Here is a 12211-nt window from a genome sequence, read left to right on the forward strand (position 1 = left end):
GGAGGCAGGGCATGAAGGGGGACGGGGCACGCATGCGGGTCCCGCCCCCTCTTCACGCCACCAGTTCGTGGGCGGTGCGGCGGGCGATGCGGGCCTTCAGGGCCAGCGTTGCCGCCGCCGTGGCGGTCCCGGCGATGAGCGCCGTCCACCAGAGGGCCGCCGGGCCCAGTGCCGTGTAGGTGGTGACTCCCAGGGTGAGGGCGCCGAAGCGGGCCGTGCCCCAGGTCCAGGTGAAGGCTCCCTGGTACCGGCCTCGGGCGTGTGCCGGGGCCAGGTTGGCGAAGACACCGGCCGCGATGCCCGCGACGACGACTTCGCCGAGCGACCAGATGACGACCGACACGGCGTAGCCGGCGGGACCGTCGGCGAGGCCGGTGAGTGCGACGCCCACCGCGATCAGCGCACTGCCCGCGCTCTGCACCGCAAGCTGCGGAAAGCGGGCCAGCCGTGCGGTCGCCCAGGGTTGGAGGACGACCACGAGGAGGGCGTTGACGGCTGCCATCGCCCCGTACACCGCGGGCGAGAGGCCGCTGTCGTGGATGGCGAGCGGAAGTGCGACCTCGGTCAGCGAGTACACGAAGAGCTGGACGCCGAAGAGCGGCAGCAGGAGCAGGGCGAGGCGGTCCCTGAGGACCACGCCGTAGCCGATGCCGTCCTTCGCCCGTTCTTCGGCGGGCGGGCGCTTGGGGTCCGGCAGGCGGAGGACGATGACCAGTGCGTACAGCAGCATCGAGCCCGCGTCGACGGCGAAGAGCAGCCAGTAGCCGTGGGCGGCGAGGTAGCCGCCGAGGACGCCGGCCGCTGCGGTGCCGATGTTCACTCCCCAGCCGAAGAGGGCGTACGCCCGCTGCCGTCGTTCGCCGTCGACGGCGTCGGCGAGCAGCGCATAGGCGGCCGGGGAGACCGCGCTGCCGGTGGTGCTGATCAGCAGTGCCGCCGCGGCCATCGTCCCCGTGCCCGGGGCCAGGAAGAGCGCGCCCTGGGCGGCTGCCGCACCGATCAGGCCGATGAGCATCGTGGGGCGGCGGCCGATGCGGTCGGCGAGGATGCCGCCCACGGCCGGGCCGACGAGGTTTCCGGCGCCGAGGGCGCCGAGCACGTACGAGGTGTCCGTGCCGGTCACTCCGCGCGAGGCGAGGAAGAAGACCAGGAACGGGGTGACGAGGTAGCCGAGGCGGTTGACGATCGTTCCCGCGAAGATCGTCCACACGACGGACGGAAGGCCGCGGAAGGCCGAGGGGGAGGTGTTGGGAGGCATGGGGGGAGAGTGCTTCTCGCCCTCCGCCCTCCTCCAATGATTAAGCTCAAGCCGAATCCATTTGCCATCTCCAGGACGTGCGACGCATGGAATCGGGCCTCAGCTTCTCCACCACCGACCTCTCCCAGACCCGTTTCGCCATCTCCCCCATGTGGGAGGTCGTCACCAGCTTCCGAACCCTCTCCCAGGGGCTCGAATCGGCCCCGCACGGGCGCTGGGCCGCCCAGGTCAGGCCCCGGGTCGTCCGGGCGGGCCTGGACCGCGGGTGGCTCGCCGCGCTCGTCCCGGACCAGGGCTACCTCGCCGACTTCCTCAACCCCATTCCCACCGGCCCCTTCCCCAGCCTCGCGGCCGAACTCGACGCCATCCGTCGCACCCCCGCCGGGCGGGTGCGCGACGACCTCGACGGGTTGCGGACGAAGCGCGGCGACGAGCCCCTGGCGGCGCTCCTGCGCGCCGACCCCGAGGCCGTCCTCCTCAAGGTCGCCGACGAGGTCGAAACGTACTGGGAGCTGGCCCTCGCCCCCTATTGGGCGCGGATCCAGAAGGTCCTGGAGGCAGACGTCTTCCACCGGGCGCGCCAGGTCGCCGAGCACGGTTCGGCGCGCGTGCTGGGCGAACTCCACGAGACCGTGCGGTGGGACGGCGACGGCCTGCGGCTGGTACGGCGTCATTGCGCGCTCACCCGGGACCGGGCGGGTTCCGGGCTACTGCTCGTCCCCTCCGTCTTCGTCTGGCCTCGTGTGCTGACCCGCTCCGTTCATCCGGATCCGCCTCAACTCGCCTATCCCGCATTGGGTTTCGGGACGGTTTGGGAGCCCCGCACCACCGAAGCCACGGATGCCGTCGCCGCCGTGCTCGGCCGCTCCCGCACCCTGCTCCTCGCCGAACTCGACACCCCCGCCTCCACCACCCGGCTCGCCGCGCACTGCGGCATGTCCGCGGCCAACGTCTCCCAGCACCTCATCGCCCTCCGGAACGCCGGTCTGGTCACCGCCCACCGCAGCGGTCGCTCCGTCCTCTACGCCCGCACCGCCGTCGCCGACCAACTCCTGCGCCCCTAGCGGATGGTGGGGGGTGCGCGGGCCGTGGCGAAGGCGGCCCGGGACGGTACGGCCACGAGTCCGGCCCCGGCCCCGGCCACAAGCTCGGCTACGGGTGCGCCACGAACTGCTCCGCACCCACCCCCCCTGAGCAGGGCGAGGCGCTCCCCCGTGTCCGTGCCGGGCGGCGGGGTGAACAGGACGAACCGCTGCTCGCCCTCCGGGGCGAGCAGCACCTGGCAGTCCAGGTCCACCGTGCCGATCACCGGGTGCGCGACCCGCATCCGGCTGTGCCGGCGGACCGCCACCTCGTGCCGCTCCCAGAGCTCCGTGAACCCGCCGCTCACCCCGTGCAGCCGCTCCACCAGCCGGGCGGCGACCGGGGTGCCGGAGCGGCGGCCGACGGCCGCGCGCAGGTCGGCGACGTGGAGGCGGCTGTAGTACGCGTGTTCCCCGGCCGGATACGCCGTACGGGCCGTCGGGTCGGCGAACCAGCGCCACACCACGTTCCGTCCGTGCTCCGACAGCGTGCACACCCCTCCGGACAACGACCGCGCCATCGCGTTCTGGGCGAGGACGTCCCCGAGGTCGCTCAGGACCTGTGCAGGGGTCTTGGGAGTTGGTCGAGCAGGTGCAGCAGACCGGGCGCGACGTGGTCACCGCCCGTGGCACCGGCGGGCGGACGGTGGCCGGCGAGGAGGTGGAGGTGGTCGCACTGGTCGGAGTCGAGGCGCAGTGCACGGGCCAGCGCGGCGAGCATCCGCGGCGAGGGCTGGGGACCGCGGGCCTGCTCCAGGCGGACGTAGTAGTCGACGGACATGCCGGCCAGTTGGGCGACCTCCTCGCGCCGCGGTCCCGGCGTGCGGCGTCGGGGGCCGGACGGGAGACCGGCGTCCTGCGGGCGGGCCCGTTCGCCGGAACGGCGCAGGAAATCGGCGAGTTCGCGGCGGTCGATCGTCACGTCGATCATGCTGCCGGGTGCGGGGCCCGGCATCCAGGGACCGGCGGTCCCAGGGTCGGTGGGGCTCTCCCGGAGGGGGTCTTCGGCCGGCAGGGTCCTCGGTGTCGCCACCGAGCACCGCTCCTGCTGCGGGGTCGGTGGCGGTCCTTCCACCGTTCCGTCCACCGTCACGTCCACCGGAAGCAGAGGTCATGGCCACCGTCACCGTCGGCACCGCACGCGTCCGCTACGACGTCGAGGGGCGGGAGCCCCGGTGCGCCGGGCGGCACGGTCGGCTCGGGGTCCGGCGCCTGCTGATCCGGGGCGCTCGCAGCAGGCCGCCCCGCAAAGACCCGGCGGGCCGGGCCCGGACCTGATCGGCGGATGCGCACGCTGACCGGGGACCTGTGCCTAGTAGCGGTCGAGCCCGGGCACCCCCAGGTCGCCGAGGCCGTCGAGGACGAGGTCGACTCCGACGGCGGCGAGCAGCAGGCCCAGGAGGCGGCCGAGGAGCTCGATCGTGGCGTGGTGGGTGCGGCGCAGGAGCCGGGCGAGGAGCAGCACGCAGATCAGGTCGAGGGCGATGACGGCCACGTACGCGCCGACGACCGTCGAGCGCCAGCTGAAGGAGTCGCGGGCCGCCGCCTCGATGAGCACGGCGGTCATGGCGAGCGGGCTCACGACGTACGGCATGAGCAGCTCGCGCAGTCCGCTGACCAGGTCGGGCGCGTCCTGGTGGGTGCCGTCCGAGCCGAGGTGGTAGCCGAGGACGAGGCCGACGGCGTAGAGGAAGAAGATGACGCCGCCGGCGAGCTGGAGCGCGGGCGTGCTGATGTGGAAGACGTCGAGCAGCCAGGGGGCCGTGATGCCGGTGAGGAGGCCCACCAGGACGGCTGAGCCCGAGGAGATGAGCGCGATGGTCCGCAGCTGGCTGACGGGGTGCACCTGGGCGAGCCCGCCGAAGGCGAGGAGGACCTTCGGCGGACCGACGACGGAGAAGAAGGTGATGAAGGCGGCGGAGAAGGTGAATACGTCCACGTCGGAGACCATGAGCCTTTCGGGCGTTTAGTAAGGTTTCATCCTTTTTTCCTCCTTACGGTATCGAGGACGGCGGACCGGCTTTGACCCTCCCGCGAGAGGTGGCCCGCCGCCCGCCCCCGGCCGGCTCCCCGGACCGCCCGCTGGTCATCCGCCCGATCGACGGGACGGGACCGACCCGGGACTGATCCGAATCCGAACGCCCCGGGCCACCTTCACCACGGCCCGCACCCCCCACCGGTCCGTGCGCTCCCACAGGCCGGTGCCCCGGGTCGAGTGCACCACCGCGCCGAGCCCCCCGAGCGCACCCCGAGGCGGGGAAGGGGGCCGCGAGGGCGGCCCGGCGGGGTGCAGGAGGCGGCGGCACGGCCCGCGGGCGGGGTGCGAGGGGGCGGGGGCGCGGTCGGGGAAGCGGTCACGTCAACGACACTGAACGTCACTCCAAGTCCCGCACTCATCACGCAAGGTGACCGATCGGGGCGTCCGGTGCCGCAAGTGTCATCCTTGGTCTTCGACGGGACCCCGCGCCGGGGAGTAAATTACCCCGTGGGGTATCTGTGGAGGAGTGGCAGTGGAACTCGATCTCGCGGGCGCAGAACTCAAGTCGGTGCTGAACCGGCTGCGCCGGGCACAGGGACAGATCTCCGGCGTGATCCGGATGATCGAGGAAGGACGCGACTGCGAGGAGGTCGTGACCCAGTTGGCCGCCGCCTCCCGGGCCCTCGACCGGGCCGGATTCGCCATCATCGCGACCGGACTCCAGCAGTGTCTGACCGACATCGAGGACGGGCACAAGGACGGCGAGGACCGCGACGCCATGCGGGCCCGCCTGGAGAAGCTCTTCCTCTCGCTGGCGTAGGGCCGAAAGGAGAGGAGTCGGCAGATGAGCACGGAGAACCCACGGGCCGGTGAGCGGACGGCGGTGCCCTTGCGCGGGCTGCTCCCCACCGTGGACGCCCCCGCCCCCGAGCGCGCCGACGCGGCCCGGAACCGCCGCAGGATCCTCGACGCAGCCGCCCGGATCATCGCCGAAGAGGGCCCCCGCGCCGTCACCATGAACCAGGTCGCCCACGCCAGTGGCATCGGCGTCGGCACGGTCTACCGCCGCTTCGGCGACGTCTCGCAGCTCCTGTGGGCGCTCCTCGACGACCGTGAGCGCCAGTTCCAGGAGGCGTACATGAGCGGCCCGCCCCCGCTGGGCCCGGGAGCCCCGCCCGCGGAGCGGCTCGACGCCTTCCTCGACGCCCTCGTCGACCGGGTCGGCGAGCAGCGCGAACTGCTGCTCGCCGCGCACTCCGCCGCGCCCGGAACCCGCTACCACAGCGGGGCGTACCGGGTGATGCACACGCACGTGGCCCTGCTCATCGGCCGGCTCAGACCGGGCGCCGACAGCACGCTCCTCGCCCACCTGGTGCTCGCCCCGTTCTCACCGGACGTCATGCACCACCTGACGGTCGAGCAGGAGCTGTCGCCCGATCGGCTCAAGGCCGGCGTGCGGGAGCTGCTGGCCCTGCGCGCCTGAGCCCGCCCCGCGGAGCGCGCGACCGCTTCGTGGACGGTGGTGGACCGACGACGCGAGCCGACGCAAGATCACGCCATGACCACGTACCTGATCCTGCACGGCTTCCAGAACCACCGCCCGCCCGCCCACTGGCAGCACTGGCTCGCCGGCGAGCTGCACGGGCGCGGCCACGAGGTCCGCTACCCCCAGTTGCCCGCGCCGGACGCCCCCGTGCTCGACGAGTGGCTCGACGCACTGGCGGAGCACGGCGAGCGGCCGGCCGAAGGCGAGTTCGTGGTGCTGGCGCACAGCCTGTCGGTCCTGCTGTGGTTGCGGGCGGGGGACCGGCGGCCGGACGCCGACCGGGTCCTGCTGATCGCCCCGCCCTCGCCCGGGGTCACCGCGTCGATCCCGGAGATCGCCGCCTTCGCCGACGGCCTGGACCTCACGGAGCCGCTTCCCGGGGCCCGTCTGGTGTACGGGTACGGGGACCCGTACTGCCCGGAGGGCGCCGGCCTCCACTACGGGGTCCCGCTCGGGCTGGACGCGGACCTCGTGCCGGACGGCGAGCACCTCGACCCCGACTCGGGGTACGGGGAGTGGCCTTCGCTCCTGGAGTGGTGCGAGGACCCGACCGTACGGGTGGGGGGAAACTCCCGGGCGTGACCCGGCGCCCGCGACCGCTTCACCAAGGGGTGAACCCACCGGGCGGACGGCCCGCCGGCGGGTGATGATCGGCCCGTGCGTCCCGGGTCGCACCGCGCCCCGGGACGGGAACCTCCGGGAAAGGGGGAGCGGTCAGGAGGTGAAGTCGGCAGCAACGGCCACGAAGGGAGCGAAGGCGACGAAAGCCGGCCGCTGGAAAGGGAATTGATAACTCCAGATTTCATTCCTGTTTGATCTGACAGGAATCGTGACGGATGTGTTCACAGAACACCCCTCCGATCGCTAGCTTCCCCTTCAACCTCGTCGTCCGCACCGGGAAGGACTTCTGTGAACGCATCCCAGCGCCGTGCCGCGGCCATCCTCGCCGCCGCCGCCCTCGCCACCCCGCTGGTCCTCGCCTCCCCCGCCACCGCGGGTCAGGACCCCGCGGCAGCGCCCGCCCGAGACGCCGCCAAGCTGGCGAAGAAGCTGGTCCGCGAAACCACCGCCCAGGACGCCTACAAGCACCTGCTGAAGTTCCAGGCGATAGCCGATTCGGCCGGCGGGAACCGCGCCGCCGGCACACTCGGGCACGACGCCTCGGCCGCCTACGTCTACACGCAGCTCAAGAAGGCCGGATACGACGTCCACTACCAGAAGTTCGACTTCGTCTACACCGAGACGCTCGCCGAGAAGGCCGCCGTGGTCGCACCCGCGCCCCGGACGGTCGAGGTCAAGGCGATGACGTACACCAAGTCCACCCCGGTCGGCGGCATCACCGCCGACCTGGCGGCCGTGCCCGTCGACGCCGACGGCACCACCGGCTGCGAGCCCGGCGACTTCGCCTCGGGCGACTTCACCGGCAAGATCGCGCTGATCAAGCGCGGCGGCTGCACCTTCGCCCTCAAGCAGCAGAACGCCGCCGCGGCCGGCGCCGTCGGCGCGGCGATCTACAACAACGTGGACGGCACCCTCTCCGGCACCCTGGGTGCCGCGGACGCCGGCCGGATCCCGACCGCCGGCCTCAGCCTGGCCGAGGGCCAACAGCTCGCCGCCGACCTCGCCGCGGGCCCGGTCGAGCTCTCCTTCGAGGTCCGCCAGCTCCTGGAGAACCGCTCCACCAACAACGTGATCGCGGAGACCAGGGGCGGCAACGCCGCCAACACCGTGATGCTCGGTTCGCACCTCGACTCCGTCACCGCGGGCCCCGGCATCAACGACAACGGCTCCGGCTCCGCGGGCCTCCTGCAGACCGCGCTGGAACTCGCCAAGTCGAAGGACAAGGTCCGCAACAAGGTCCGCTTCGCCTGGTGGTCCGCCGAAGAGCTCGGTCTCCTCGGCTCCGAGCACTACGTGAACACCCTCACCCCGCTCGACAAGGGCGAGATCAAGCTCTACCTCAACTTCGACATGATCGCTTCGCCCAACTACGGCCTGTTCGTGTACGACGGCGACGACTCGGACGGCGTCGGGGCCGGCCCCGGCCCCGAGGGCTCCGCCCAACTGGAGCGCGCCATCACCGACTTCATGGACAAGCGCGGGATTCCGCACGAGGGCACCGACTTCACCGGCCGCTCCGACTACGGCCCGTTCATCGAGGTCGGCATCCCCTCCGGAGGCACCTTCACCGGCGCCGAGGGCATCAAGACCGCTGCCCAGGCAGCCAAGTTCGGCGGCACCGCCGGCGTCGCGTACGACGTGAACTACCACGCCAAGGGCGATGACATCAGCAACATCGACATGACGGCCTTCGACGTCAACATCGACGTCATCGCCAACGCCGTGGGCACCTACGCCCACGACATCTCCTCCCTGCGCAAGCCGGTCGTCTCCACCCCGACCACCGGCGACGCGGGCAGCGGCGGCGGCCTGCACGACGACCACCACGAGGTGACGGAGTAACCGCCTCCGCCCACGGGTGGTCCCGGAAGCCGAGCGGCTGACCCCCGGCACCCACCGGGCGCGATCGACCGGGACCGGAAGACCGGGACCGGGCCCTCGTGTCCACCGCCCGCTCGGCGGGCGAGGGCTCCCTCCGCACGGGGAGCCCCCGCTCCCCCGTCGCCCCGGCCGGCTCCCCCCGGCCGGCGCCGTCCCGGCCGGCCGCTGCTCGGCGGCGGGCCGGGGCGGCTTCCTCCTGCCGCCGCCCCCACCCACCGGCCGCCGCACCACCCGGTGGACACTCTTCCGTTTCCCTGTATTCACCCCAGTTTTCCGTTTTGTTGCGTTCTGCAACGACATCTCGTCGGCCTTGCGTGGCTGCGCCGGGAGCCGCTCGCCCGGTAGGCTTTCCGTGTGATCTTCAAGCGCATCGGAAACGGAAAGCCGTATCCCGACCACGGCCGGGAAAGCACCCGGCAGTGGGCGGACGTCGCCCCGCGCCCGGTCCGCCTCGACCAGCTGGTCACCACCAAGGGCCAGCTGGACCTGGAGACCCTGCTCGCCGAGGACTCCACCTTCTACGGCGACCTCTTCGCACACGTCGTGAAGTGGCAGGGCGACCTCTACCTCGAGGACGGACTGCACCGCGCCGTCCGCGCGGCGCTCCAGCAGCGCCAGGTGCTGCACGCCCGGGTGCTGGAACTCGACTGAACGGCCGGGGCACTCCGGAGCCCCGGGCTGCTGACCCTTTCGTGGTCAGTTCGCCGCCATCCGGACGCGATCACATGATCATCAAGTAGGCATCGTCGGCGCACGGCATTACGCTGCGACCATGAGCATGCTCACTCCCCCCGGCATGGGCGGCAAGTACCGCATCACGGGGGACGTCTACCCCCGCATGCGCCGCCCCCACCGTCGGCGCAGGATCATCCTCGCGACCGCGTCCGCCGTGGTCGTGCTCGGCGCGGCCGGCTGGGGGACGCTCCAGCTCGTCGACGTCTTCTCGGGCAACGAGGGAACGAAGGCGGCTGGGAAGCAGACCGACTGCAAACCCGCGCCCACGGCCACTCCCACGCCCGTCGCCCTCCCGAAACCCGCGCAGATCACGGTCAACGTCTACAACGCGACCCCCCGCAGCGGACTGGCCAAGGCGACCGCGGACGAGCTCAAGAAGCGCGGCTTCACCATCGGCAAGATCGGGAACGCGCCCGCCGACTACGACAAGAAGGTCCCGGGCGCCGGACTGCTCCTCGGCGCGCCGGCCGCCACCAAGGGCGCCTTCGCGGTCCTCGGAACCCAGCTCGCGGGGACCACGACCAAGACGGACGCCCGGGCCACGACGGACGTGGACCTGATCATCGGGACCGCCTTCAAGACGCTGTCCCCGAAGACGGCGGCGGACGCGGCCCTGGTCGCCCTGACCAAGCCCGCGCCCGTACCGACCGGAAAGTGTTGAGGGCCGAACCGGCCTCCGGCCGGCCTACTCGGCCGAGCCGTACATCCGGTCGCCGGCGTCGCCCAGGCCCGGGACGATGTAGCCGTTCTCGTTGAGCCGCTCGTCGACCGAGGCCGTCACCACGGTCACCGGCGTGCCGGCGAGCTCGCGCTCCATGACCTCGACGCCCTCCGGGGCGGCGAGGAGCACCACGGCGGTCACGTCGTCGGCGCCGCGCCTGATGAGCTCCTGGATCGCGGCGACCAGGGTGCCACCGGTCGCCAGCATCGGGTCCAGGACGTACACCTGGCGGCCCGAGAGGTCCTCCGGCATCCGCGTGGCGTAGGTCGACGCCTCCAGCGTCTCCTCGTTGCGGATCATGCCCAGGAAGCCGACCTCCGCCGTCGGGAGCAGCCGGACCATTCCGTCGAGCATGCCGAGCCCGGCGCGCAGGATCGGGACCACCAGCGGACGCGGGTGCGACAGCTTCACGCCCGTCGTGGGCGTGACGGGGGTCTCGATGTCGACCTGCTCGGTCCGCACGTCCCTGGTGGCCTCGTAGGCGAGCAGGGTGACCAGCTCGTCGGCGAGACGGCGGAAGGTGGCGGAGTCCGTGCGCTTGTCGCGCAGGGTGGTGAGCTTGTGGGCGACCAGAGGGTGGTCGACGACGTGGAGACGCATGCCCCAACAGTAGCCCGCCCCGCACTGGCGTCGACCCACGACGCTGGGGGAGAGTGGGGGCACGGGGACCCAGTGACGGGGTGGTGTGGCAGATGCCCGACCTGGAAGAACCGGCCGAGGACGCCGCCGAGGGGGCGGCCCGCACGCCGGCGGTGGAGACCGACGCGGAGCGCCGCAGGCGCCGCGCCCAGTTCCTGCGCGAGCTGAACGAGGCCAAGGCGCTGCGCGAGCGGGTGCAGCCGCGGCGCGCCCGGGCCGCCCGGATGCGCCAGGCCATGCGGATGCGGACCTTCCGCTGGTGAGCCGTGCAGGGGCGCCCTGCCCGTGACCGCGCCTCCCCCTCGGTGGTCCCCGGGCACCGGCTGGTCTTCCCGTTGCGCGCCCCCATCGCGCGCCGGGGTCGCACGCCCGCCCGATCGCGGGGTCGTTCAGACTGATGCACGACGCAAGAGCCGAAGACCTCTCCTGACGGCGTCCTTTCTGTCACGATGCCGATGGGGCGAGGCATCAGGAGCGCGCCGCCAGAACGTCACACCTCTGATCAGTGGGAGAGAGTCAGGTGTACTTCGCCGCACTGCTCGCGCGCACCGAAGACGGGTGGGAAGCGAGCGACATGGAGCTCGACGACGTGGAGACCCTGTCGGATCTGGCCGATCTTGCCCGTGGAGCCTCGGACGACGACACGGTGATCGCCTTCATCGAGCAGGAGGACGCGTGGTTCGGGATCGTCCGGATCGAGGGCGAGGAGGATCCCCGCATCTACGTCTCGGACGGGGCCGCAGCCGCCCGCTCCTCGTACGGGGAGATGCTCACCCGGGAACTGCTCGGTGACGACCTGGACGACCTGGACGACGAGCTGGAGACGCTGAACCTGGACGGCACCGAGGACGGGGAGCCGTTCGACGCCGACGAGGACGACGAGATCGGCTCGGTCGCCGCCGAGGCCGTCCCGGCCGCCCCGGTGGGCGACCGGCTGATCCTGGCGGACCTCGGCATGTCCACGGAAGACCTGCTGGCCCTGGAGAGCGACGCGCTCGCAGAGATCGCAGGGGCACTGGGCGCCGCCGAGGTCCTGGAGGCCGTCCGCTAGTGGCACCCGCAGCACCCGTGCCCGACCCCGTGGCCGATTCGGGACCCGCCCCGGACCGGGACCCCGTCCGGGACCCCTGGCGGGACGCCATGCGGCTCGCGCTCGCCGAGGCGGACGCGGCCGTTCCGACCGGTGACGTACCGGTGGGCGCGGTCGTGCTCGGTCCGGACGGCACGGTCCTCTCGCTCGCGCACAACGAGCGGGAGGCCACCGGTGACCCCACGGCACACGCCGAGGTGCTCGCCCTGCGCCGGGCGGCCTCGGCGACCGGGGAGTGGCGGCTCACCGGCTGCACGCTGGTCGTGACCCTGGAGCCGTGCGTGATGTGCGCGGGTGCACTCGTCCAGTCGCGGGTCGAGCGGGTGGTGTTCGGGGCCGTGGACGAGAAGGCGGGGGCGGCGGGTTCGCTCTGGGACCTCGTGCGGGACCAGCGGCTGAACCACCGTCCCGAGGTGATCCACGGGGTGCTCGGGGCGGAGTGCGCGGAGCAGTTGACGGCCTTCTTCCGGGCCCGCTGACATCCCCGCTGACCTCGGCGGGGATACGGATTTCATCGCAGCGCCAGTTTCCGCTAAGCTCTCTCTCGGTAGCGTGTCCGAGCGGCCGAAGGAGCTCGCCTCGAAAGCGAGTGTGGGGAAACTCACCGAGGGTTCAAATCCCTCCGCTACCGCTTCGATCGAAGGGCCCGGTGCAATGCAC

General features: G+C 72.2%; 16 protein-coding genes and 1 tRNA gene. 12 read left to right on the forward strand and 5 right to left on the reverse strand.

All coding sequences use genetic code 11. The features are described from left to right. Window positions 1–52: 52 nt before the first annotated feature. A complete protein-coding gene (locus tag ACFW2Y_RS05735) occupies window positions 53–1258 on the reverse strand; it encodes an MFS transporter (RefSeq protein ID WP_384874020.1) in 1206 nt (401 codons plus the stop codon). An 86-nt stretch (window positions 1259–1344) separates the two neighbouring features. Between ACFW2Y_RS05735 and ACFW2Y_RS05740 the strand changes: the two genes are divergently transcribed. Beyond that, a complete protein-coding gene (locus ACFW2Y_RS05740) occupies window positions 1345–2322 on the forward strand; it encodes a DUF5937 family protein (RefSeq protein WP_384874022.1) in 978 nt (325 codons plus the stop codon). Here ACFW2Y_RS05740 and ACFW2Y_RS05745 read toward each other — a convergent pair. After that, window positions 2319–2861 carry a hypothetical protein gene (locus ACFW2Y_RS05745; RefSeq protein WP_384874024.1) on the reverse strand — a complete coding sequence of 181 codons (543 nt, stop codon included), beginning with the start codon at window positions 2859–2861 and terminating at the stop codon, window positions 2319–2321. The genes ACFW2Y_RS05740 and ACFW2Y_RS05745 overlap by 4 nt on opposite strands. A 32-nt stretch (window positions 2862–2893) precedes the next feature. Next, window positions 2894–3373, reverse strand: a complete 480-nt coding sequence (locus tag ACFW2Y_RS05750) for a helix-turn-helix domain-containing protein (protein WP_384874026.1) — start codon at window positions 3371–3373, stop codon at window positions 2894–2896. Between the two features lie 80 nt (window positions 3374–3453). On the opposite strand from ACFW2Y_RS05750, the gene ACFW2Y_RS05755 reads away from it, so the two are divergent. Beyond that, complete coding sequence (locus tag ACFW2Y_RS05755) at window positions 3454–3618, forward strand: hypothetical protein (protein WP_384874029.1); 165 nt, start codon at window positions 3454–3456, stop codon at window positions 3616–3618. Window positions 3619–3652: 34 nt separating this feature from the next. Here ACFW2Y_RS05755 and ACFW2Y_RS05760 read toward each other — a convergent pair whose 3' ends face one another. Next, entirely contained in the window at window positions 3653–4279 is a 627-nt protein-coding gene (locus tag ACFW2Y_RS05760; RefSeq protein WP_384874032.1) for a MarC family protein, read from the reverse strand. Window positions 4280–4850: 571 nt separating this feature from the next. Between ACFW2Y_RS05760 and ACFW2Y_RS05765 the strand changes: the two genes are divergently transcribed. The 6 genes from ACFW2Y_RS05765 to ACFW2Y_RS05790 all read left to right on the forward strand — a co-directional run bounded on the left by ACFW2Y_RS05765 (window position 4851) and on the right by ACFW2Y_RS05790 (window position 9762). After that, the gene (locus ACFW2Y_RS05765) at window positions 4851–5138 is read left to right on the forward strand and encodes a metal-sensitive transcriptional regulator (RefSeq protein ID WP_384874035.1); all 288 of its coding nucleotides are present in this window, start codon (window positions 4851–4853) and stop codon (window positions 5136–5138) included. A gap of 24 nt (window positions 5139–5162) precedes the next feature. Beyond that, a complete protein-coding gene (locus ACFW2Y_RS05770; protein WP_384874037.1) occupies window positions 5163–5801 on the forward strand; it encodes a TetR/AcrR family transcriptional regulator in 639 nt (212 codons plus the stop codon). 75 nt (window positions 5802–5876) lie between these two features. Then, entirely contained in the window at window positions 5877–6446 is a 570-nt protein-coding gene (locus tag ACFW2Y_RS05775) for an RBBP9/YdeN family alpha/beta hydrolase (RefSeq protein ID WP_384874040.1), read from the forward strand. Between the two features lie 327 nt (window positions 6447–6773). Next, window positions 6774–8327, forward strand: coding sequence for a M28 family metallopeptidase (locus ACFW2Y_RS05780; RefSeq protein ID WP_384874042.1), 1554 nt, complete (start codon window positions 6774–6776; stop codon window positions 8325–8327). A 393-nt stretch (window positions 8328–8720) separates the two neighbouring features. Next, entirely contained in the window at window positions 8721–9017 is a 297-nt protein-coding gene (locus ACFW2Y_RS05785) for a type II toxin-antitoxin system VapB family antitoxin (RefSeq protein ID WP_030209440.1), read from the forward strand. Window positions 9018–9138: 121 nt separating this feature from the next. Further along, window positions 9139–9762 carry a LytR C-terminal domain-containing protein gene (locus ACFW2Y_RS05790; RefSeq protein ID WP_384874046.1) on the forward strand — a complete coding sequence of 208 codons (624 nt, stop codon included), beginning with the start codon at window positions 9139–9141 and terminating at the stop codon, window positions 9760–9762. Between the two features lie 24 nt (window positions 9763–9786). On the opposite strand, the gene upp is transcribed toward ACFW2Y_RS05790, so the two are convergent. Continuing rightward, window positions 9787–10422, reverse strand: a complete 636-nt coding sequence (gene upp, locus ACFW2Y_RS05795; RefSeq protein WP_352025374.1) for a uracil phosphoribosyltransferase — start codon at window positions 10420–10422, stop codon at window positions 9787–9789. A gap of 92 nt (window positions 10423–10514) precedes the next feature. Between upp and ACFW2Y_RS05800 the strand changes: the two genes are divergently transcribed. The 4 genes from ACFW2Y_RS05800 (at window position 10515) to ACFW2Y_RS05815 (ending at window position 12182) form a co-directional block, all read left to right on the forward strand. Then, window positions 10515–10724, forward strand: a complete 210-nt coding sequence (locus ACFW2Y_RS05800; RefSeq protein ID WP_384874049.1) for a hypothetical protein — start codon at window positions 10515–10517, stop codon at window positions 10722–10724. A gap of 257 nt (window positions 10725–10981) precedes the next feature. Next, on the forward strand, window positions 10982–11512 hold the full coding sequence (locus tag ACFW2Y_RS05805; protein WP_384874059.1) for a hypothetical protein: 531 nt from the start codon (window positions 10982–10984) through the stop codon (window positions 11510–11512). A gap of 89 nt (window positions 11513–11601) precedes the next feature. Next, on the forward strand, window positions 11602–12030 hold the full coding sequence (tadA, locus tag ACFW2Y_RS05810) for a tRNA adenosine(34) deaminase TadA (protein ID WP_384874062.1): 429 nt from the start codon (window positions 11602–11604) through the stop codon (window positions 12028–12030). 67 nt (window positions 12031–12097) lie between these two features. Then, window positions 12098–12182 (forward strand) — tRNA-Ser (locus tag ACFW2Y_RS05815). The last annotated feature ends 29 nt before the right edge of the window (window positions 12183–12211 follow it).

It is taken from the genome of Streptomyces sp. NPDC058877 (genome assembly GCF_042742855.1).
GTDB lineage: Bacteria > Actinomycetota > Actinomycetes > Streptomycetales > Streptomycetaceae > Streptomyces.